Raw genomic sequence first — 23,814 nt, 5'->3', positions numbered from 1 at the left:
TTCTGTGATATGCTCACAGACATCATTTATATTAACTTGCTCACAACTCTGGAAAGGGGGTGCAACAATATATGAGGAATACGAGCGACCCTATTAAAGAAAATTCAAATGTTATGAACGCCCAAGGAGGAGAAAAAAAGGTTATGAAGAAAATTTTATCCGTAGCATTGTCTACAGCAATGGCATTCTCAATGTTTGCATCTGTAGCATTCGGTGACACAGCAGTTTCCCCGCAACAACAGTTTGATGCATTGAAAGCAAAAGGTATCTTCAACGGTTATCCGGATGGTACAGCAGGTCTTGACAAAGACATGACTCGCGCTGAGTTTGCAAAAGTTATCACTAAATTGCTGGGTCTGAAAGAGATCACTGGAACTCTTTCTTACACTGACAAAAACTACACAGCTAAAAACTGGGCTGTACCTTACATCGAAGCAGTAACTGCTGCTGGTATCATGGAAGGTAAAAACGTTGAGAAGAAAATCTTCGACTTCAACGGTAAAGTGACTGTGTCCGAGATGGCTACAATCCTGACTCGTGCATTGGATCTTGAAATCCCAGCTGAAACAAACAACACTGCTCCAGCTTGGGCTAAAGGTTATGTGCAAGCAGCAATCAACGCTGGTTTGGTTGATGCAAACACTAACTTCACAGCTAACGCTTCCCGTGAATTGCTTGTAGGCGCTGCTTACTCAATTGACCAAGCGCAAAGCTTGAAAGTATCTTCTTACACAGTAACTGAAGGTGGAAAAGTTGTTGAATTCAAAATCAGCGACGGCGAAACTGTAAAAGTTACTTTGGATAAAGCTCTTGAAGCTAACAAAGAAACTGAAGTGAAATTTACTTACAAAGAAAAATCTTTCACTGAAAAAGTTACTTATGTTGTAGAAGCTGCAACTAAAGTACAATCCGCTACTTCCACTAACCTGAAAGAAGTAGACGTTGCTTTTGACGGTAAAGTAGACAAAGCTACTGCAACTGACAAAAACAACTACACAGTGGACAGCAATTCTAAAGGAATCAAATCCATCACTTTGTTGGCTGACGGTAAAACAGCACGCCTGTTGTTGAACGAATCCAGCAAACTCACGCAAGGTACTACTTACAAAGTAGTTGTTAAAAACGTGAAATCTTCTACTGGTACTGTATTGCCACAAGGTGAAGTTTCCTTCACATCTGCTGACAACACTTTGCCTACAGTAACTGAAGTAAAAGCTCTGGGAACTAAAGTTATCAAAGTAACTTTCTCTGAGCCAATCGTAGCTCCGACAAGCAGCAACTTCCAATTGGATGACAAAGCTTATGTGGGTGCTGTAACTTTGGGAGCTAACCAACGTGAAGTAATCTTGCGTGACTACACAGGAACTATTTCTGAAGGTGCACACAAACTGACTACTTCTTTGGTTGAAGACTTTGCTGGTTTGAAATCTCTGTCTGCAACAACTGATTTCACTGTAGCAGCTGATACTGAAGGTCCTAAAGTGACTGAAGTTTCTGCAACATTGGAAAAAGTAACAGTTACTTTCGACGAAGAAATTGATCCAGATTCCGTAACTAACGACAGCTTCTACTGGAAATCCGGTTCTACTAACAAAACTGGTACAGTAACTCAGGTTGCTTCTAACGTTTACGAAGTTCAATTTACTTCCGCTAATCGTTTGCCTGGATATGAGTCCACTTTGTTTGTAGAAGTAAAAGACTACTCCGGTAATGCTAATGCTGTGAAAGAACACAAAATCAACGCAACTGTTGACTTGGTTCGTCCACAAGTAGTTGAAGTTGCATACGGAAGCCGTGTTTCTAACAAACTGACAGTTCGTTTTGATAAAGCTGTGGAAATCAAATCAACTGACAGAGAATTCTTCACAATTAAAAAAGGTAACGACACAATTCCAGTAAAATCCATTGAAAATGTTGATGGTAAAATCTTCAACCTGGAATTCTACAACAACCTTGAATACGGCACATACTCAATTAAAGTAGCTGGAGTTAAAGATACTACTGCTCTTGCAAATACTGTAGTTGAATACAATGGCACTTTCATTGCTAGTGACTACAATGCACCTGTACTTAAAGGTGAAGTAGATGCTAACAATAGTAGCCGCAAAGTAACACTGAACTTTGACAGAGATATGGACCTTGCAAGATTGAACAATGCTAACAACTACTACATCAAATTCACTAAAGAAGGTTCTAATGTTACTGAACAACGTTCGTTGCCAGCTGATGTTAGAGTAAATGCTGTGAATGGTGGTAAATCAGTTACATTGTTGTTCCCTGAATTCATTGATGGAACAAGAGTTACGTTCGGATCAACTGGTTCTGTATCCAGCATTACTGTTGCAGGACTGCAGTCTAGAACTGGCCAAAATGTAGCTATCCAAGATTTCGCAACAGTGGTTAACCCTCTTGCTGTGAAAACTGTTACACAAAAAGATACTAAAACTTTCGAAGTTGAGTTCAATAAAGTTGTTGCAAATGCAACTACTTCTGACTTCAGAGTAGGTAACTCAATTCCTTCTTCAGTTTCAATTGATGGAACTAAAGTTACATTGAAAACAACTACTGAGTTCTCCACAGGAACTTCTGTAACAGTACTTGCTAACCGTGCTCAGTCTTACTCTGAGAACGTGCTCGCAACTGAATTCAGCACTAATACTACTAATGCTGTTGCTCCAAAAGTTGCAGTAAGCAATAGTGCACCTCTTCCACAAGTTGACCAATCTGTGAAAATTCCATTCACTGTGAAACTGGCAACTGATTACAAAGATGCTCCTATTGTAGCTGATATTGCAAGTGATTTGATCGTTACAAGAATTGGAGAAAACGCTGCTAGTCCGTTGGTTGCTAAAGTAGACTATACTACTGCAATTGATGCTACTGATACTACTGGTAAAACAGTTATCGTGAAATTCTTGAATACAAACTACAACGATGAGTATTCAATCAAAATCAAAAAAGATCCTAATTACATCCGTGCATTCAGCGATGCTGAAAAAGTTGCTGCTGAGTCCGACACGTATACTACATCTACAAACAACTGGGAGAATGAAGCACCTGTAGCTATCAACACAGCTACTTACGCTGTAACTACTGCCGGTGAAGTTGCTAAAGATACAGTAGGTGGCTTGACAATTTCAGCTAAAACTGTAGGAACTGCAGCAAATGATACAGAATTCAAAATTGTACTTCGTCCTACTCAAACAAATCCAGTAGTTGTTAGTGGATCTAATATCTTCGTTAAAGATAACACTGTAACTAATCAACAAGTTATTGATGCTCTTGAAGATGTAGAGTTTGAATATGATGTAGAGCTTGCTGGTACTGCAGTTGCTGCTGATCTTGTTGATACTGGTGATTTCAAATTAGCTGGTGGCGTTGATTCAGCAGGTAATGTAGTTGTAGTATTTGCTAAAGACATTGCAAAAGTTGAAAATGTTACTATTAATGGAAAAGCATATGCGGCTGATGTTGCTAAGCTTGGTACTGATAAGAAAACATTAACAATTAATGTAAACAAAGATGTTGTTGTTGGCAAACAAGTATCTGTGAAAGCAACAGATACAAAAGGTCAATTCGATACTGTTACTAAAACAGTTACAAACTAATTTTGAATAGTGCACCAGGAGAGAATTCTCTCCTGGTGCATTTTTTATTTTAAAAATTTAACTTTAAAACTTTTCTATAATCAAAGCAATTAAATTATATTGAAAGGAGTCAATAAGTAAACAATAACTGTCCATTTATCATAACTTTTTCTATTCTTATATAAGTAATTCCCTAAATCATTCGATTAAACTCTTATTTGAGTAATGGGTTCTCTACTATTTGTATAAATTTTTGAACTCCTTTAATATTTATTTCAAATATAGAAACTAGACTCACAACGATTTTTCAAATAACAGCTGAATAAGCGGTACAAGTAAAAGATGCACTTTTTATCCGTTCTAATGGAATACCAGCAATGCAGTCAGAGTTTTACACGACAACTAAGAATGATCAATCAATAGTAGATTAGAGACCCACCATATTCTCACTGCAAAAACCAACAACATCGTAACTTTCTCTCCCTGCTAAACGTTTATACTATATAGCAACAAGCAACTTATGGGAGGTTTGGAAGTGAATCATAAAAAGGTCATAACGACTTTGATAACTAGTATGTTATTCATCAGTTCAAGTGGAGGCTTAGTAGCTGCAGCAAGTACACCAGCTACAAATAACAGCGCAACAACAAAGAAACAACAGACAACAACCACGAACAAAGTCGTACATACACTGGCTAAGGTACCTTCGGTTAAAGTAACTGCGCGGAGTACCGTGAAATTAACCGACGTCAATATCTTGTCTCAAGATGACGGGAATACGGTGACGTATACACTAACGTATAAAAATAATGACAGCACACCGATGATGATGCTCGATTATTGGAGCAAAGTGAAAACAAAAGGTGGAACAAGCTTCTCTCCGAAACTGATCGCCAAGGATCAAGAGAAGAAGACAGTATCACCTGGTTCCACGGTGGATCTCACATATGTTATGAAGGTTGGACGTGAAGTGAAATTAAGTGATCTGAACTTCCTGATTGTAAAGTGGGATTTCAGTAAACCAAATTATGAAAGCACGCTGGGGAAATTCAATGTTCCTGCATCATATAGCATCACTACACCTGTAGGGAAAACGAAGACGGTTCGTCTGAGTGACTCAGCCGTCAAGGTTAAAGTCTCTGGTATTAAAGTGTATCCGGGTGAGAATAAGAAGCAATACGTCAAAGTCGGCGTAAACCTGAATAATATCAGTTACAAGCTGTTGGATAATCCAAACATCAAGTGGATTCTACGTACACCAGGTGGTACGAATTATCCGTTGACCCCGGATAAGGATAGTACAGGTGTCAGCATTCAGGCACAGGCCAACAAAACGTTAAATTTAATGGCTTCATTGCCTACAGCATTGAAACTGGAAAAGTCCGAATTACTTCTTGTGGAAGAACAAGGTGAAGAGAAGACTGCTCTGCCAGTGGCTGCATTACAGCTTCCTGAAGCTAGCCAAACGAATGTAAACGTAGTAGCGAATCAACCGAACATTATCTCGATTGATGGACAACCTGTATCGACTCTTCTGGAATCTGCTCGTGTCCGTGGCGAGGATGAAGAGTTCGATCTAACGATGCAGTGGGTCATTAAGAACCAAGGGAAAAAAGAAGTTAAGGTTCCCAAATACGCATTAGAGATCCGTACAGAAGATGGTACTTCCTATCCGATCGAGACGAAGGCACTAGATGATCTGAAGTTGAAGCCAGGTGCGACTAAAACGATCAAACTGAACTCTACGATTCAAGGGAATGGGGATACCAGCAAAATCAAATTATATGCGATGACACCTACAACCAAAGATGAGAGCAAAGAAGGGGAAACGTCTGGTGGAGGTACAAGTGGTTTTGAGTTCTCCTATCCGGTTGGCATCTATGCTATTCCTGAATCTGTAACAAGTGGAGATGGACTTACGACAGAAACGGTAATTAAGAATAGTAAAGGTACATTCGGGGTATCTGTTGGCTCCTTGCAACGGCTTCCATGGACAGACAGTGATATTATTGCTGCCAAGGTCACCATCCGTAATGCATCGGCCAAAACAGTTCAATTGCCAGAACTGGAAGCGATGTTCACAATCGATTCCGCACGCATTGATGGAGATACGAAGCTGATTCGTGCAGAAGGCGGCAAGTTACTAGGTTCTGGTATGGTCACCGAAGCTTATCTCCTGACGAAGATTCCATCTGAACTCAATATGAGCCGTCTGGAATTAACTTTGCAGGAGAAAGTAAGTGAGGAAGAAAAGAACGATTGGATTACTCTTAGTACGTCCGGTTTAATTCAGCCCCTCTCTTATGTAGGCGAAGGGAAAACCTATACTCAAGGAACTGCAGATAAAGAAACAGAGCTGGGCATACGCAGAACATATGTATATCCGGGATCTTCGTCCGATATTGTATACACCGAATTCGAGATGACGAATAAGTCTCTGCGTCAGAGTGGCCTTGCGAAGTTGGTAGGATACTACAAAACAGCAGATGGTCAATATTACAAAGCAACAGCTAAGCAGGCAAACCGTGTACCGGGACCAGGTCAGAAGAGTATTGTTACGTTCTGGGCCAAAGTGCCGAAGAGTGTAAAAACATTATCTGATATGCGTCTGATTGTAGGTGAAGGGGTTGCTGATAACAAGTTTGTCACCGGTGAAGGTGAGGCAACGGCTTATGTTAATGCCATGTCATTTGAAGTACAGCCGAAATCATTATCTGTTCTATCTTCTCTGAATGATATCGACTTGTATCCGTTCAAATTCTCGGGTAGCAATATTAAAGCTTACCTTACAGGTGGAACGGCAGTACAGATTGAGATGATCTACTCCTTAACACAGGAGGAAGCTGTGGATAGTGGAGAGTACGGACACAAGCTGATTCTGTCTATAACTGATGGGTCAGGAAAAGTGTTTGATAAAGAGCTCACACCAGGAACTGATCTGAAGACAGGTATTAATCAGACGCTCAACTGGAGTATTGATGATACGGTATTTGATAAAATACGTGGTGGCTCATATCGCGTAGCCTTGTATGATGTTTTCGAAGGTCAACGAATTCGTCTTGCAGAACAAGGTTATAGTTACGATGTATCCAAACTGCCTAAAGAAGAACCGATCATCCCGGAGTTCCCGGAAGAGGGTTCTAATAATCCCAATAATAATCGGTAATTTGTACGAAAATTAAGATATTTTAAAGCTAAGACCTCGCTTCCACATCTACGGAAGCGAGGTTTTGCTTGTCGCATGTCTATTTTTTCTCTATAGTTAAAGTTAATAGATTACCAGAGGAGGAAAATGATTCACATGAAACCTTATATGAAAGTATCCCTCGCTGCGCTCGCCATTGGTGTTGGCGTGTGGGTTGGGTCGGTATACAGTAATACAGCAATCGGTGCAGGTACAAGCCAGCCAGGAACAGCAGATGATCCGGTTGTAACAAAGAGTTATGTAGATCAGCAGATTCAACAGGCTTTGGGCGGTAAGATCCCGACTGGAGGAGGAAGTACCAATACGGGAACAGACAGCAATGCAGGAAATGGTAACAACACTGGCTCTACAGGAACCGGGAACTCCGGTAGCACAGGTGGAGACACATCCCTTCCTCCACTGGTCTCGGGCGCTTCTGAAGCCGTTGAGATCGTAACCGTAAAGCCGGGTCAACAGCTGATCGGCAAGTCTGGCGCAGAGTTCATTGTACGTAGCGGCAAAGCTGTGATCGTCAGTGAAGGTACGAATGGCGTAGCTGATCTGACGGACGGGATTGATCTGACGAATGGACAGGCAGCGCCGACCAATCACCTGCTCTCTTTTCCAAGGGATGGACGGGGGATCACGGTATTGGAAGGAAACAAATATAGCTTAACTGTAATGGTTCGTGGTGGATATACTCTGAAATAGGATTTGTAGCTGTTAAAGGAATTATTCATTAGTTATACATTTCATTTGCTCAGATTACCCAGTTCTAACAAACATTAATACGGCTAGCCAGCCTTGTTCCTGCTCACTCTATAACTGTTGACAATCAATTAATGGAGGTGCAGGAATCATGGCTAGAAGCAATCGCAAAGTGGTACCCGAAAGTCGTCAAATGCTGGATCAGATGAAGTATGAGATTGCTGCAGAGTTTGGTCTCAATGTAGGTTATGGTGGCAGAGGTTTAGCTGGTGCGGATACAGAATTTGGATCTGAACTGGGTGAAGTGAGTGATCACTCCTATGGGCAATACAAAGGGTGGGGACATCTGACTTCCCGCGAGAATGGATCGGTTGGTGGAGAGATCACCAAAAGGCTAATTCGCCAGGCAGAACAGCACTTATAGGGCATTTTCCTTACCCCATTTCGTTTGACACGTCTTGACAAATACGTTAAGATGGCACTTGAGGTATGCAACCTTTTCCACTAGGGAAAGGTTGATTTTCGTTTGAGGCAATTACCTGAAAAATCCTTATCTTCGGTACTGCGGACTCTGCGTCCTTATTCCATTTTGGAAAGCTTCGAGGGTACAGTGAACGAATCGCTGTCATGTTTTGTTCGGGCAATCGCCATACTACTAGTTATGGGAGGTTGAAACTTCATGTCTGTTAAAGGCCGGCATCTATTTACATCGGAGTCTGTAACTGAAGGACATCCGGATAAAATCTGCGATCAGATCTCAGACGCCGTATTGGACGCGTTCCTGGCGAACGATCCTAATGCTCGCGTAGCTTGCGAAGTTTCCGTAGCCACAGGCTTAGTGCTTGTCATCGGTGAAATCAGTTCAGCGTCTGAATACGTGGACATTCCGTCCATCGTTCGTAATACAATTAAGGAAATTGGGTACACCAATGCCCAGTTCGGTTTTGATTATAACACTTGTGCAGTTCTGACTTCTCTGAATGAGCAGTCTGCTGATATTGCCCAAGGCGTTAACGCAGCGTTTGAGAACCGTGACCCGGAACAAATGGCTCGTGAGACAGAAAACATTGGTGCAGGTGACCAAGGTCTGATGTTCGGTTTTGCAACGAACGAAACACCTGAACTCATGCCTTTGCCAATCGCTCTGTCCCACCGTATTGCGCGTCGTCTGGCGGAAGTGCGTAAGAACGGTACATTGGAATATCTTCGTCCGGATGGTAAAACGCAAGTAACGATTGAATACGACGGTGACAAACCGGTACGTGTGGATACAATCGTTGTGTCTACTCAGCACGCTGAAGAGACTACGCTGGAGCAGATCCAAAAAGATATCAAAGAACATGTAATCTTGCCTGTTGTTCCAGCTGGATTGCTGGATGAGCAGACTAAATATTTCATCAACCCAACAGGACGTTTCGTTATTGGCGGACCTCAGGGAGATGCAGGCCTTACTGGACGTAAAATCATCGTAGATACCTACGGCGGTTATGCACGTCACGGCGGTGGTGCGTTCTCCGGTAAAGATCCGACAAAAGTAGACCGCTCAGCAGCATATGCAGCTCGTTACGTAGCGAAAAACCTTGTTGCTGCAGGTCTTGCAGACAAAGTGGAAATCCAGCTCGCTTACGCGATTGGTGTAGCCAACCCGGTATCGATCAACGTGGATACATACGGAACTGGCAAAGTCAGCGAAGAGAAATTGGTTGAGCTTGTGCGTAACAACTTTGATCTTCGTCCGGCTGGCATCATTCGTATGCTGGATCTGCGTCGCCCAATCTACAAACAAACCGCTGCTTACGGTCACTTCGGCCGTACAGACCTGGATGTACCTTGGGAGCAAGTGGACAAAGTAGACCTTTTGAAAACTCAAGCAGGTCTGTAAGTTAGATGTAATAGTAATGAAGCCCTTGATTCCGTTAAAGGAATTAAGGGCTTTTTTGTGCTTCCATCGATTTCACTGCTTGTCATGGACAAAGGAAAAATTATGGTATAAATCCCCAAATAACTAAATGAAATCCCTTCTCTAACCGAAATACATAATGAGGTCTGTACATCAGACAGGAGAAGAAATGCAGATAAGGGGGAAGATCAGTGGAATTGAAGAGAATTGCAAGAAAAGGCATGCTCGGAATCTTAATTGTTATGCTGACGGTTCAAGGTTGGCTTACGGGTTGGAGTGGAGTCGAGCAGGGAGCATATGCGGCCAATGAATTAAGTGCAAATGGAATAACGAACACTGTTCCTGCCGTGAAAGGAACGAATGTGGATAGTTCAGTACCATTCGTTATTGATTTTGATAAACCTGTTCAGAAGGCACCGGGTACACAAAGTTCAATCTTGATTAAGCGTTTGGATGATAATACAACGATGGATTCGGTGCTGGTATCCAGTGACCAAGTTGTAATTGATCCCACACCACCGATTACAGACCCAACGACACCGGATGCGGGAGACAGTACGCCTGCGCTAGATAGTGGCCTACGAGTGACTATTACACTAGGCAAGGACAAGGTTCTACCGGGAGCAACATACTACGTAGAGATAGATAATAAATCATTTGTTTACGCGGACAATACTCCATTTCCGGGACTGACTAACAAAGAGTGGACCTTCAGCACTCTGGGACTAGGCTCAACTTCCCTTGTGAGTAGAATTCCTGATAACGCAGCAATGGTATCTCCTTCAACTAAGGTAGTGATGACTTTCGATAAGCCGGTAACCGCAGGTAGAGGGAATCTCATTATTTATCAGGGAAGAGTTGGTGGTACTGTATTTGAGCAGATTCCAGTAAACGCAGGAACACCTCGAATTACAGGTTTTGGAACAAATACGATTACGATCGTTCCCACGAATAACTGGAACAACAACACTACATATTACATCGTAATGCCAGAAGGTTTTTTGAGGGATAGAAATGAGAATGATATCAGTGCAATTAGTGGGAATGTTTGGGGATTCAATGTCATATCCGATCCGACGTCCCTTATGGTATCTACTGTATCTCCCGCAAACGGTACTACCAATGCACCATTAACGGGAAATTTAACAGTTACGTTCAACAAAGAACTTGATCCGAATTACATTCAGAATGTAACGCTCAAAAAATCAAATGGAGCAACCGTTGCATCTAAGACAGTCATTAATAGTGCAAACAATAGACAATTGCTGATTACACCTACGAACGCATTGGATAGCAACACGAATTATGTGGTAGACATTCCAGCCAATACGTTTCGTGATAAAGCAGGAAATACATTTACAGGTCTTAATGGGTCTACATCATGGGCCTTTAAAACATTAAGTGCAGATACAACTGCACCTGTGTTGAAGAATGCTAAGATGCATAGCAATAACACCATTCGCCTGACGTATGATGAGTGGCTGTACAGCACTAATTCGCTGAGTAGTACTTATGCTGTAACTGTAAATGGTGAAAAGAGGAATGTCAGCTCCACTTATATCTCAGGTGACAGTGTATATGTTGTCTTGGATACGGGTGTAGCGGTAGGACAAGTTGTGCGGATTTCATATACACCAGGTACTACAGGTAATCGTCTTACAGATCAATCTTCCAATGCTGCGGCTGCTTTTGGCGCAAGAGATGTGGAGAATGGTTTAGATTCTGTCATGTCCAAGCCACGAGAAGGTAACGTGTATTACAGTACAATTACGTTGTACTACCCTGAGACGGTATATATCACTTCAAGTGATGCAGCAAGACAATTCAGTGTAACTGCGGATCAATATGCTGTAGGCATCAATAGCATATCGATCAATGGCAGCTCTGTGGTGACGTTGAATCTTAGTCGATCCATTACGGATGGTGAAGTCGTGCGGGTCGCATACACGCCAGGTTCATGGCCTGTAAAAGATACACGTGGACAGGCTCTTGCTGGATTCAGCGGCTTCTATGTCCGCAATTCAATTGATACCAAACCACCTGAGTTTAAGAGTGCTGAGGTGAGTGGTAACAAGTTATGGATGCGTTACAATGAACCACTGAAAACGACGAATAAACCTCTCAACAGCCAATATTCTGTTCTGGTCGATGGTAAGCCAGTCTTCGTTAATGATTCTGAGATCGAAAATGATCTGGTCACGTTAACGCTGGCTTCAGCGGTGAAGGATACACAAAATATATCGTTATCATACGTACCTGGAGCATTGCGATTAACGGATCTGAACAATAACCCAGCAGGATATCTCAATTTGACTCCAGTAACGTACACATATGGAAATGGAAAAATTCTTTCGGCTACGCTTCAGGGAGACACGGTTCAGATTAATTTCCGTGATTCAATCCAGTCCCAGGCTGCACTAACAGTATCTCAGTTCAGTGTAGTGATTGGTAATTCAACCACAACTGTATTGTCTGCTTCAGCTTCTGGCTCTGTGGTGACGTTGAAAGTGGATACTTCAGCAGTAACATCAACAGATACTCAGACGGGAACGGTGAGTTATGTACCTGGGGCAGTGCCGTTACGGGATGCGTCGAATGTCACGATAACAGCATTTGGTCCACTTACGTTGCAACAGACGAATAATACTTCCAACAATAATCAGTCGGGAAACCGTCCTTCCTGGTTGTCGGAATTGGATGCATCGAACTATGGTCAGTCTTTACTTGTGATGAATAACACTACGGCTTCTGCTGTATCTGCGATGTCCCACTATAATCGCCCGACTCGTCAATTCAACGTGGATGCAACCAAGTTGATTCAGTCCTTTGAATACGCTGGAGCAAACGGGAAATTGACTCAGCCGGTGGTATTCGAGATTCCGGACAGTGAATCGGCTGCGTATGTTGGATTCCCATTCAATGCACTGACTCAGATTGCTGCAAGTTATCGCACAGGCACTATTGGTGTGAAATATGGCGATCTTCTCTGGACGGTGCCACTGTCTAATTTAGATATGGCGGCTATGAGTCGGAGTGTAGGAACGTCAAACACAAGTGCTACGACAGGAGCAGCAGTTCCATCCTTATACGTTCAGTTAGAGACGGTACCTGTGTCTTCATCGGGGACGATGGAAGGCTTGATTGCAGGTGCAGGAGCGCAGAAACTTGCGAATTATACGGATGTGTACCTGTTTGCCAGTAATGGTACGACCGATCAACGTGTGGAGCAGAAAGTGAAAAGTCAGTTATCCATGCAATTACCAGTAGGTGTTTCTACAGTAACATCTGGATTCACTTATATTGATCCGGTTACCTTCATGTTATCAAACGTACCTAGCTCGTTTAAAAATACACCAGGAAGTGTAGTTGTTCAAGGACAACTGAATGGGAATCAATCGGTAGTTCCGGTCAACCATATTGTTAATTATCCGGACACCACATCACACTGGGCTAGTGCAGTTATTAAGGAACTCTCTGCCAAATGGATTATTAATGCACCAAATGGTTCTTACTATCGACCAAATGAGAATATATCACGTGCAGAATTCGCTGAATTGGTCGCCAGAGGTCTGGGTTTAAATGGAGAACCAACTGCAGCGAGTCGTTTCAGGGACGTTCGCAGTGGAAGTATGACAAGTGCCTATATCGGGGCTGCCGCTGAAGCGGGGATCATTACGGGGAATACCGATGGCACGTTTAAGCCGGATCGCCCCATTACGCGTGAGCAGATGGCGCTTATGATGGTACGTGCGATGAACTACGGTGGGAAAACAGTCTCTCTTCAATCTTCGGCTACTGCCACTCTATCCAAGTTCAAGGACAGCAACAAAATTCAGTCCAAGGATTCTGTTGCCAAAGCGGTGCAAGAGGGAATCATTCAAGGCATGACAGCCAGAACATTTGAACCTCAGGGAAATGCAACTCGTGCACAGGCAGCAGTCATGTTGAAACGTGTCCTGGATAAGTTAGGATATCTGTAATAGTAATTAGCTCTTTATCTTAGTGAAGCGAAATCGATCAGGGGAATAAGTTCAACTGGTTGGTTTCGCTTCTTTATATTATAAAGTCATAAATTTCATGGATAGAGGGTGTAAATTTGCTTAAAAAAATGCTAGTTTTTGTCCTCGTTCTGGGGTTAATATCTATACCATCACTGGCGTATGCTCAAGATAATAAAGAATCCATACAACTGTACGTAAATGAAAAGCCAACAAATATTAAACTGATGACAAAATCAGGAACGGTGTATGTTCCGTTTCGAGAGTTTATTCAACTAATGGGGTACCAAGCGGATTACTCAGTGGTAGATCGAGAGATTTCAGTTAAGATCGGGAAATCAAAATTTATCTTTCTACCGGACGATGGTTACATTAGTGGATCGGGAGATTACTACGAATTACAAAGGCCAGGTATTCAGATTGATGGAAAATTCTTTTTACCTATCCGTTATGCCGCCTGGTTAACCAAGCATGCGGTTAAGTATGATAAAAAGTCGAATACGGCGTGGATGGTGCAGTATGGGTATGGTCAAGAGAAAGAGATACTTGATTTGATAACAACATATGATAGAGCTTTCACTGTAAAGCTCCTTGCTTCAGATCATATGCAGAGATCCTATCTGACGGATAGTAAGATTGCACCCCAAGTGAGCGAAATCCCTGATCGAATCTACAATGTTGATATAACAAGCATTACATACGAATCTGCGAATCAGGCATTATTGTACGTTACTTATATTCATAATAGTCAGGTAATAAACGACCAACATGAAGTCGTGTTTCGAATTATAAAGGAGAACAATCAGTGGAAAATACTTCAGGATCGATATCTTTCCAGCAATACTACGCTTCCAGAAGATATCGATAAATCTGTACATACGATAAAAGAGAATTTTAATGAGAAGCAACAAAATGTCCTATCTGACCTCAGGCAATATTATAGAGCGTTTAATCAGAAAGACTTTGATTTAACGTATAAATATACTTCGCCATTTGATATTGAACGAATGAACGCAAATGCAGTTGATGAATGGAGAACATGGGAGCACATTACAAGAGCTTCCTTTGAGTATGGAGACACTACGTATCATATGTCTAATGAACGAGTCGTGTTTCTTGGGGAGAACCAAGCTGTTGTTCATGCAACCTTGGAATGGAGCTACATCTCAGAGAACATAGAGCAGAACCATTCTATATATGAAGCGCTGATCTACCTCGATTACGCCAATGGGCACTGGAATTATAGTTATGATCATGACATTAGTGAGAACGAAGAGGACCCCAATCGAATGTTACCCGAAATTCATTTCCCAGAGTTAAATTGAAAATATAACGAATATCAGTATACAGATAAATTCCCATGTATGAGTAGCTAATTGCATACATGGGTTTCTTTTTGCCAAGAATCCCCTCAAAGTTAGCTGGGGGCGTAACTTTTTCCACAAAAAGCAGTCTATTAATAGAAGAGTATACTAGAGATCTCGCTATCGGCTGCCTACTTGGCAGTGTTCGTGATGTCTAAGATTGATATACAAGATGGGAGAGACGTTTCAGACATGCTGGGGAAACATGAGAAACAGCTGGAAGACGTTAAGGGCAGTAAGGTGAAGAAATGGGCAATTGTGACGCTGGCGGGTGTAATCTGGATTGCACCGGTGATGAGCGCAGGCGGGCAGATGTGGTCAGGCACTTCGTGGAAATCGGTGGCCGCAGCAGCATCTACAAATACAAGCAAGTTGAGTGAAGAAATTCTGACTTCGGGTGCGAAGCTCATGAAATACAGATATACAACAACACGTTCCGGTTCCAAGGTCAACGTACTGGCGGATGTAGTCCAGGTGGATCTGCAGAACCCGTATGTGAAGCTGGATGTAATGACAGGCAAGGGCGGTAATCTGAACAGTAAACAGAGCACAGGTGCCATGGCCAAGGAAAACGGTGCAGTAGCTGCTGTAAATGGCGATTACTTCAATGTATCCGGCGAGCTCGCACCCATTGGTGGACAGGTCTCCGATGGCGTGCTGGTCTCCACACCTTCTGAGCTGTCAGGCATGTATGCCCTGACGGTGACCAAGGATGGTAAACCGATGATCGACGAGTATTCCTTTGACGGAACAGTGAAGGCACAGGATGGTTCAACTTTTGCTTTGCGTGGGATAAATAAAGAGGATTATACGGTAGAGTCGGGTGCGGTGAAGTATAGTCATGCCAACTCGATGTATATTTATACACCGGCATGGACATCGAGCAAACGACCAAATGATCCTTCCACAACGCCAACAGAGGTTCTCGTGCAGAACGGAGTAATTACCCAAATCTCGGATAAAAAAGCGTTAAACATGACGGTGCCGAAGGATGGGTACATTTTGCGTGCGCATGGAACAGCGGCGACATGGATCATGAGCCATCTATCCGTTGGGCAAACCTTGGATGCGGATTACAAGCTAAAAGCCAAAACAACCGGGCAATCGGTTGATCCTAGTAACCTGGAGATGATGATTGGCGGTCATACCATTTTGGTGAACGGTGGAAAGGCAGCTTCCTTTTCCCGTGATATCGCATCTTCCGGCATTGGTGGCATTCGTGCCAGAACGGCAGTAGGATACTCCCAGGATGGTCGGTATGTCTACATCATCGCAGCGGAGAAAAACAGTAACAGCAGCGGGATGTCGCTGACGGAACTGCAATCCTTTATGACCAGTGTGGGTGTCTGGAAAGGCATGAACCTGGATGGAGGCGGCTCCACAACCATGGTAACACGTCCGTTGGGTGAGCAAACCGCTGGTCTGACGTTCAACACAGAGTATGGCACCGAGCAACGTCAGGTTGTAAACACGCTAGGTGTGTTCTCTACGGCTCCTGTAGGTAAACTGAAGGGCTTTGCCGTGAGTGGTAGCCAAACGTTGCTGGTGGGTCAAGAGGGCAAGTACACAGCCAAAGGATATGACACCTACTACAACCCGATCGCAACAGGCGATATCAGCATGTCCTGGAAGTCCAGCAACAACAGCATCGTGAGTGTCAGCAACGGTACAATCAAAGGCGTGAAGCCAGGCACAGCAACGCTGACGGCAACGAGCAATGGAGCTTCATCCTCGATTAAAGTATCGGTATTGGGTGGAAGTGAATTGGCTTCCCTGACAGCAGGATCGGGTCTCGGTTCGCTCCAAGCAGGCACAACGATGTCCATTCCTGTAACGGCAACAACGAAGAGCGGACAAAGTGTGACGGTTCCGGCAGACTCGCTGACATGGGAATTTATCGGGTTCAAAGGTAAAGTTACTGCTGACCAATTAACGGTATCTTCCGTTAATTCTGGTGCACAAGTAGGATATGCGATTGGTCGTTATGATGGTTACAGCACAGTCGTAGTACTCTCGGCTTCTGCAAGTGAAACGATCTGGGAGAACTTCGAAAACGTGAATTATCCGATTAACTTCACAACGAACGCAGCGGGTGTAACTGGTACGGCAACAGTCACAGCAGGAACTGGTGAAAAAGCCGGCTCCAATGTACTGCAACTCGGTTATGATATGACTGCTGGAACAGGCAAAATGTACGCTTATGCACAACTGAATGGTTCTACTGGCAGAGAGGTATCTGCAGCGGCTACGTCGATGTCGATGGATGTTATGGGAGATAAGAGCCTGAACTGGTTACGTGCCGAATTCACAGATGCCAATGGCAAAACGGTATATGCCGATCTCGCCAAGGCGATTGACTGGAACGGGTGGAAGAAGCTGAGCGTGGACCTAAACGGACTGAACATCGCCTATCCGGCGAAGCTGAAGCGGGTCTATGTGGTGAACGTGGAAGAAGGTCAGGATGAGCGTGCGAAATCAGGTACGGTTGCTTTTGACAATATCGCATTCACGATGCCTTCCAAGTCCAGTGAAGTCGGATTGCCTACGGGTACAGCTTCGCTTGTGCTTGGACAGAAATCGATGACGGTGAACGGAACGAAAAAAGTGATTGATGCAGCACCGGTCCTGAAAAATGGTACAACGTATGTGCCAATCAAACATGTTTTGGACGCTTTTGGTGGTCAGGCAAGCTGGGATAGCAAAAATCAGCGGATCACGGTATTACGTGGTGGCAAGCTGATTGATCTGGTTGTAGGGCAGAAAGAATTCATTCTGAATGGTAAAAGACAGAGCGCAACTGTTGCACCATACGTAACGGGTGGTAGGACTTTAGTCCCGCTCAGACTCGTTTCCGAGCAACTTGGTCTCACTGTAAAATGGGAACAGAAAACGAAGACCGTTACCATCTCATCGTGATATGGTATGATATATACCGGAAACGATAGAAATGGAGTCGAACAAACGTGGATTTACAAGCCGATGCCATAGACCGCGTCATTAAAAACGCCATACAAGTCATGGAAAACAGCAAATATCAAATGTTCGAAATCATGGACTCGACTCGCGATGAGCTGAAAACACTCAACGAGGAGTTGAAGTCGGTGTTGAAGGAGACGGCGGAAACGATCGAGAAAGTAGATCAGTTGGAGCTGAACTACCGCCGTTCCCGGATCCGGCTGACTGAGGTTAGCCGCGACTTTGTCCGTTATTCCGAGCATGATATCAAGCAGGCATATGAGAAAGCAACACAGCTGCAGCTGGATCTGATGATTTATCGTGAGAAGGAAATGTATCTGAAGGCCCGTCGGGATGACCTACAGAAGCGTGCCAAAAATGTGGAAGCTTCTGTGGAGCGTGCCGAGACCATCGGTTCGCAGATGGGTGTTGTACTCGAATACCTGTCAGGTGAACTAGGTCAAGTGACCCGGATCATTGAAAATGCCAAAAATCGACAAATGATTGGTTTGAAAATAATTTTGGCCCAGGAAGAAGAGCGGAAACGTATTGCTCGTGAAATTCATGACGGGCCTGCCCAGATGCTCGCCAATCTAGTGCTTAGGACGGAAATTGTAGAAAGAATGCTCATTAAGCAGGATTTTAAGATGGTCCAGGCCGAAATAGTAGATTTGAAAGGCCAGGTTCGTTCCAGTCTTGAAGAAATGAGAAAAGTTATTTTCAATCTGCGTCCTATGGCACTGGATGATCTGGGACTGATTCCAACGCTTCGGAAGTATGTGCAGGATTTTGAGGTAAAAACGAAAATCCGGTCGCTTTTTGAAACAAGAGGTAAGGAACATCGTTTATCTTCAGCCATGGAGGCTGCAATCTACCGCCTCGTGCAGGAAGGTCTGTCGAATGCTGCAAAGCATGCTTATCCCACTTATGTTGTAGTGGAAATTACATACCAGGCTCAGCTCGTCAAAATTGTCGTTCAGGACAATGGGCTTGGGTTCAAACCGGAGCTTCTTGCCAAGAAAAGCAAGGATCATACCCACTTCGGTCTGATTGGGATGAGAGAACGGGTTGAACTGTTAGAAGGAAGAATAGAGATTGAATCCGCAGAAAATCAAGGAACCAAAATAGTGATTCATATCCCGACAAACGTGGATAAGGGAAAGGAGTAGCAGGATGATGGAAAACCGTGATACTGGTAAAGCATCGATTAAAGTTCTTTTGGCTGATGATCATCAGCTGTTCCGTGAGGGACTGAAACGCATTTTAAATATGGAGGACGACATTGAGGTCATCGGTGAATGCGGCGATGGTATTCAAGTGCTCGAATTCTGCAATCAGGATAAACCTGATATCGTATTGATGGATATCAACATGCCGATCGAAAACGGGGTTGAGGCAACGGAGAAATTACGTGAGCTGTTCCCTGATGTCAAAGTAATTATCTTGTCCATTCATGATGATGAAAGTTATGTATTTGAGACGCTTCGTAAAGGGGCTAACGGATACTTGCTGAAGGATATGGAGGCAGAGTCTCTGATCAATGCGATTCGTTCCGTGCATGAAGGACATGCGTTCATACATCCGAAAGTAACAGGCAAACTGATCATGCAGCTGCGTCGTATGACGTATCTTAATGAAACAGGGGCAATGAGTGAAGGAGCTTCGAAGGAAGCCGGTGTTAAATTTGTCGCTGGCGACAATAACCCGCTCACACGTCGTGAGGCTGAAGTGCTTCGCTTGATGGCAGAAGGTAAGAGCAATAAAATGATTGGTGAATTCCTGTTCATCAGTGAAAAAACAGTAAAAAACCATGTCAGCAGTATTCTGCAGAAGATGGAAGTGGACGACCGTACGCAAGCTGTTATCAATTCGATCAAATATGGTTGGGTTACGCTCTAATACCTTATGTTTTTCGTAAAGCAGTATTCTTACGGTAAGTCAGTCCATTGGTTGATTAAACCTTGACGAAGTATAGATTGGTGTTCACTCGCGCCCTTTCCAGAATGTTGGATTGGTCTGCGGGTTAATGGACTTTATCACTGCAAATGAGCAAAGCGTAAGGCTGTGCGGAACATATGTTCAAGCTTAGGCGTGAATGAATGACCTGGCCTGTCTTTCTTCGTCCGGTGTCGATCAGCGTGGAATATGAGTGATAGGAAATGCGAGTGTAACCCTTCAGGAAGTACAGCATATACTTGTTGTATACAGGGATGTTCGCCATGGGTGAGCATGACCTTCCGAGGAGGTGCAGTTGCCATGGTTGCTCATCTGACTATGATTCTGCTCATATACTTCCTGGCGGCAATGGCCGTTCATGCCATGCACCAGCGCCATCTTTCCCGTCCCGAATCTGAAGGTTTCGAGCAGATCCTGCTCATCCCTTCCAATCAGGCAGGGCGGATCGAAGGCATTGTAAGAGAACTTTGCCGGGAATTATTATACCGTGGTAAGAGCTTCAGATTAACCGTTGTTGCTGATCGTACAGAAGCGGAAACGATTACGATTATTGAAAAGCTTATGCAAAGGCAAGGCATGGAGACATCTTATCTGCCTGCTGTCCCTGCTGATATTGAACGGGTAGCACAGACCGATCACACGTTTCGCCTGATTGATTTGCGTGAGTCAGAGCAATAAATCATCATGTGAACGGAAATGGGATTAACATTGCACAGATCTACAGTGAAAAGATTACAGCAGAAGCTGTAGTCTTTTTTTGTAATTGTAGCCAAGTCTGCTTTTAAATTAAAAATGGGTTTTTATGCAATCTATGGTTATTGTCTGGGTTTTGACGAGTTCAAGAGTATTAAAATAAACTTTTCGAAGTCAGAACTCTTAATTTAAAAGTATAGACGATTCAGATTGGAAAAAGTTTCGCAATTTTAAAGAAAGATTCTGGTTATTAGCAGAATTGTATGATGGAATCATGTTGTGTAACTAACCTTGTGATGTAAAGGTTCAATTGGTATAGTGATAAGTAAGATTGATCATACGAAGATGGAATATGGACATGAAGCACATGCTCCGGCGAACAGCCGGATTGGCATGTGCTTTTTTTGCGTTCAGGAGAAAGTACGATGGGGGAGGAGAGTAAATGAAGGTTGCTTTGTATATGTGCCGTGTAGGGGAAGGGTGGAACATGATGTTATCACTCGATATTCGAGTGGATGTGGTTTGGTGGCTAGAGGAAGGAAGTGGGCGACATGTGCTGCGCTGGTTGCTGTTAGATACGGCGTTGCCGTTAAGTCAGGCATCCTGGTTGGTTGAACATTTTGAGATGGAGCGAGGTATGGATCAGTGGGGCCAGCACGAATGGCAGAGTTATCTTGCACGGAAGCTGGATGTGTATGAATTGGCCTCTGGGGAAACAGAGGCCAGAAAAGGTATAGCAGGCAAAGCGGGGAGTGCCGCTGCGCGTGGTGCGTTGGTAGGCGGGATGCCAGAGCCGTATCCCGCCGTGCAGTGGGCTCAGCTGGAGCGGGACGCGGCCCTGCTGGCTGAGCGGATCAGCGGCCGCCAATTACTGGCGGCCGAGGCGGAGGCATTGCTGGCGGACACCGCCCAGCCGCCAAGGGAGTGGCGCGCGGCTGCGCAGCTCGCGCGCTTGCACGGGCGGCTGAGTATCACAGCCGCCCTCGAAGGGCCTGCCACGCGCCGTCGGCACGCGTGGCTAGGACGCGCGCAGAGCGCGCCCCGCTGCCACCGTTGTGGCAGCGAAGCCAGGCAGCGCGTGCCCTGCGCTGCCTGCGGCTTGACGGCGTGCGCCTACTGCGAGGCTTGCCTCGCGCTGGGGCGCAGCCGTGCTTGTGCGCTGCTGCTACGCAGCGCACCGCAAGGGGCCGTGCCACGACGCGGCGAAGCACCGCGTGGCACGGCCTTGGCCCCCACCGGCGGCGGGCTCGCCCGGTGGGGGCTTAGCGCAGCGCAGAGCGCGGCAGCAGCCGCGGCGCTTGCGTTTTTGGCCCGGCCGCCCGCAGGGGATGGGCCGGGGCGGTTCTTGCTGTGGGCCGTGACCGGGGCCGGCAAGACGGAGATGATTTTCCCCCTGCTCCAACATACATTGGACCGCGGTGGACGAGCACTGGTCGCTACGCCGCGCAGGGATGTGGTGCTGGAGCTAGCCCCGCGTCTGGCCAAAGCTTTTCCGGACACCTCACTCGCTACCCTTTACGGAGGCAGTGAGGAACGCTGGAAAGATGCTCAGCTCACGCTTGCGACCACACATCAACTGATGCGTTTTTATCAGGGGTTTGATCTTGTTATCATCGACGAATTGGATGCTTTTCCCTATCACAACGATCCCATGCTCGCTCACGCGGCAGCATCCTCCTGTAAGCCGGACGGGAATTTTGTCTATCTATCTGCCACACCACCTGCTCGGCTCCAGAGGGAAGCAGCACGGGGGAAACTCAATCATGCCAAAGTTCCAGTACGTTTCCACCGTCATCCTTTGCCCGTGCCAAGATTGGTAAAAATGGTTACCGTTGCTGAATGTATTAAGAAACGAAATCTTCCTTCTGCCTTGAGGACTAACATCCAAATTTCATTGAAGCGTGACGCCCAGGTATTTGTCTTTGTGACACGTATTGCCCAGATTGAGGCGTTTGTGAACCTGATGCGTCGTACCTTTCCCGGAATCCATATCGAAGGAACTTCATCTCAGGATCCTGATCGCGCTAGCAAAGTTACAGCCTTTCGTGAACGCACAATTCGTTTGCTCGTAACGACAACAATTCTGGAGCGTGGCGTTACCATTCCGCGCAGTGATGTTTTTATATTGGATGCAGACAATGGTCTCTTTGATGAAGCGTCACTGGTCCAGATGGCGGGTAGAGCAGGGCGTTCCATGGATGACCCGGCGGGTAGAGTGGTTTTTGCATCATCTCGTCGGACACGTTCACAGGTGAAGGCCGTTGCCCAGATTCGGAAAATGAACGCTATCGCTCGTCGCAAAGGCTACCTGCATCCACCATCCAAGACATAATTTTGCCCAGTTCGTATCCACATATCACAATACATTCCCGAGACTGGAGGTATGCCCCCTATGTTCAACTGGCTCAGCAACATAACCGATCACGCGCAACACCTGACCCAGCGTCTCCATCACCTGCTCGCCCCACCGGGAGCGACTTGTTTGACATGTGGCACTCGAGCGATTCTGTCTTCAACTTATCCAGGCATATGCCCACGTTGTGTGAAGCAAATTCCATGGATCCGTTCCATCCGTTGCCTGCGTTGTGGTCGGGGTGTTGGGTGCCCGGACTGTGCTCGTCCACACATGCAAAACCGTTCTTTTATCGCCAACCGCAGCGCCGTACAGTACAACGCTCTTATGAGAGAATGGATTGGAATGTACAAATTTCGAGGCCATGAAAGATACGCGCCGCTCCTAACCGCGCTGTTGATTCAAGCCTTTCAAGCGATGAGCGAAGAACGAAATTCTGCTTTGGCAAAAGAACCCCCAGCCCCCGTGGCTCATTCCGCCACACATGCTCAACAAACGAAGCCACAATGGCGGCCTGACGCGGTCACCTATGTCCCGGTGAGCAGCGAGCGGCTTGCCGAGCGTGGCTTCAATCAGGCGGAGCGGCTGGCTGCTGGGCTCGCCACCGCCTGCCGCCTACCCATCGTGGATCTGTTGCAGCGCCAGATCAACACCACCAAACAAAGCTTCAAATCACGCGGTGAGCGTATTGAAACGATGAAGAACGCTTTTTCCATCAACCCGGATGGCACGAAGTTAATTGAAGAGCTATACAAGGGATCTCATCTGCCAACACATATGGGCATATCGCATGCCAAACCCATACAGTTACTGCTGATTGATGATATCTATACAACAGGCAGCACCTTGGACGCTTGTGGGCGGGTTATTCTAAATGCTGGCTTCCACATGGAGATTCCGGTCGAGATTTACACGCTGACACTGGCAAGATCCTAGAAAGTAAATTCAAGTAATAAATGACGGCCCAGCATTCTTCAGCCACTTTAGGTGGGTGATCTATACTCTAAGATTAATAGTAGACAGGAAAATATATTCTTTTATTAAGTATTGGTATGTTAATGTGTGTCTTTTTTCCATATATACCATTTAAGATATAGTTGTTTGATGAAATTATAA

Annotated in this window: 13 protein-coding genes; all 13 read left to right on the top strand. The window is 45.0% G+C overall.

Going from position 1 to position 23,814, the window contains the following annotated elements:
• Positions 1-71 precede the first annotated feature (71 nt).
• The 13 genes from V6668_RS27440 (at position 72) to V6668_RS27380 (ending at position 23,634) form a co-directional block, all read left to right on the top strand.
• Positions 72-3,608 carry an S-layer homology domain-containing protein gene (locus V6668_RS27440; protein WP_076319211.1) on the top strand — a complete coding sequence of 1,179 codons (3,537 nt, stop codon included), beginning with the start codon at positions 72-74 and terminating at the stop codon, positions 3,606-3,608.
• A 514-nt stretch (positions 3,609-4,122) separates the two neighbouring features.
• Entirely contained in the window at positions 4,123-6,753 is a 2,631-nt protein-coding gene (locus V6668_RS27435) for a hypothetical protein (protein ID WP_076319210.1), read from the top strand.
• A 135-nt stretch (positions 6,754-6,888) separates the two neighbouring features.
• The gene (locus V6668_RS27430) at positions 6,889-7,482 is read left to right on the top strand and encodes a hypothetical protein (protein WP_036667757.1); all 594 of its coding nucleotides are present in this window, start codon (positions 6,889-6,891) and stop codon (positions 7,480-7,482) included.
• A gap of 148 nt (positions 7,483-7,630) precedes the next feature.
• Complete coding sequence (locus tag V6668_RS27425) at positions 7,631-7,903, top strand: alpha/beta-type small acid-soluble spore protein (RefSeq protein WP_017691962.1); 273 nt, start codon at positions 7,631-7,633, stop codon at positions 7,901-7,903.
• A 255-nt stretch (positions 7,904-8,158) separates the two neighbouring features.
• Entirely contained in the window at positions 8,159-9,361 is a 1,203-nt protein-coding gene (metK, locus tag V6668_RS27420) for a methionine adenosyltransferase (protein ID WP_076319208.1), read from the top strand.
• Between the two features lie 209 nt (positions 9,362-9,570).
• Positions 9,571-13,359: an S-layer homology domain-containing protein gene (locus tag V6668_RS27415; RefSeq protein WP_338707171.1), complete on the top strand. Its 3,789-nt coding sequence runs from the start codon at positions 9,571-9,573 to the stop codon at positions 13,357-13,359.
• A 116-nt stretch (positions 13,360-13,475) separates the two neighbouring features.
• Positions 13,476-14,702: a stalk domain-containing protein gene (locus V6668_RS27410; protein ID WP_076319206.1), complete on the top strand. Its 1,227-nt coding sequence runs from the start codon at positions 13,476-13,478 to the stop codon at positions 14,700-14,702.
• Between the two features lie 231 nt (positions 14,703-14,933).
• Positions 14,934-17,657: a stalk domain-containing protein gene (locus V6668_RS27405; protein WP_076319205.1), complete on the top strand. Its 2,724-nt coding sequence runs from the start codon at positions 14,934-14,936 to the stop codon at positions 17,655-17,657.
• Between the two features lie 47 nt (positions 17,658-17,704).
• Positions 17,705-18,865, top strand: coding sequence for a sensor histidine kinase (locus V6668_RS27400; RefSeq protein ID WP_076319204.1), 1,161 nt, complete (start codon positions 17,705-17,707; stop codon positions 18,863-18,865).
• A 7-nt stretch (positions 18,866-18,872) separates the two neighbouring features.
• Complete coding sequence (locus V6668_RS27395; RefSeq protein ID WP_026081439.1) at positions 18,873-19,595, top strand: response regulator transcription factor; 723 nt, start codon at positions 18,873-18,875, stop codon at positions 19,593-19,595.
• Positions 19,596-19,925: 330 nt separating this feature from the next.
• Complete coding sequence (locus V6668_RS27390) at positions 19,926-20,330, top strand: hypothetical protein (protein WP_143781457.1); 405 nt, start codon at positions 19,926-19,928, stop codon at positions 20,328-20,330.
• A gap of 457 nt (positions 20,331-20,787) precedes the next feature.
• Positions 20,788-22,677, top strand: a complete 1,890-nt coding sequence (locus tag V6668_RS27385; protein WP_422395232.1) for a helicase-related protein — start codon at positions 20,788-20,790, stop codon at positions 22,675-22,677.
• A gap of 150 nt (positions 22,678-22,827) precedes the next feature.
• Entirely contained in the window at positions 22,828-23,634 is an 807-nt protein-coding gene (locus V6668_RS27380; protein ID WP_338707168.1) for a ComF family protein, read from the top strand.
• Positions 23,635-23,814 lie beyond the last annotated feature (180 nt).

This window comes from Paenibacillus amylolyticus, from assembly GCF_036894225.1.
Classification (GTDB): Bacteria; Bacillota; Bacilli; order Paenibacillales; family Paenibacillaceae; genus Paenibacillus; species Paenibacillus amylolyticus.
This window is presented reverse-complemented; position numbering and strand designations above follow the sequence as displayed.

What these genes read in the sequence shown, in the direction of transcription:
- V6668_RS27440 (WP_076319211.1), top strand. Translation starts at nt 72, where the DNA reads ATGAGGAATACGAGCGACCCTATTAAAGAAAATTCAAATGTTATGAAC.
- V6668_RS27430 (WP_036667757.1), top strand. Translation starts at nt 6,889, where the DNA reads ATGAAACCTTATATGAAAGTATCCCTCGCTGCGCTCGCCATTGGTGTT.
- V6668_RS27425 (WP_017691962.1), top strand. Translation starts at nt 7,631, where the DNA reads ATGGCTAGAAGCAATCGCAAAGTGGTACCCGAAAGTCGTCAAATGCTG.
- metK (WP_076319208.1), top strand. Translation starts at nt 8,159, where the DNA reads ATGTCTGTTAAAGGCCGGCATCTATTTACATCGGAGTCTGTAACTGAA.
- V6668_RS27405 (WP_076319205.1), top strand. Translation starts at nt 14,934, where the DNA reads ATGCTGGGGAAACATGAGAAACAGCTGGAAGACGTTAAGGGCAGTAAG.
- V6668_RS27395 (WP_026081439.1), top strand. Translation starts at nt 18,873, where the DNA reads ATGGAAAACCGTGATACTGGTAAAGCATCGATTAAAGTTCTTTTGGCT.
- V6668_RS27390 (WP_143781457.1), top strand. Translation starts at nt 19,926, where the DNA reads ATGACCTTCCGAGGAGGTGCAGTTGCCATGGTTGCTCATCTGACTATG.
- V6668_RS27385 (WP_422395232.1), top strand. Translation starts at nt 20,788, where the DNA reads ATGAAGGTTGCTTTGTATATGTGCCGTGTAGGGGAAGGGTGGAACATG.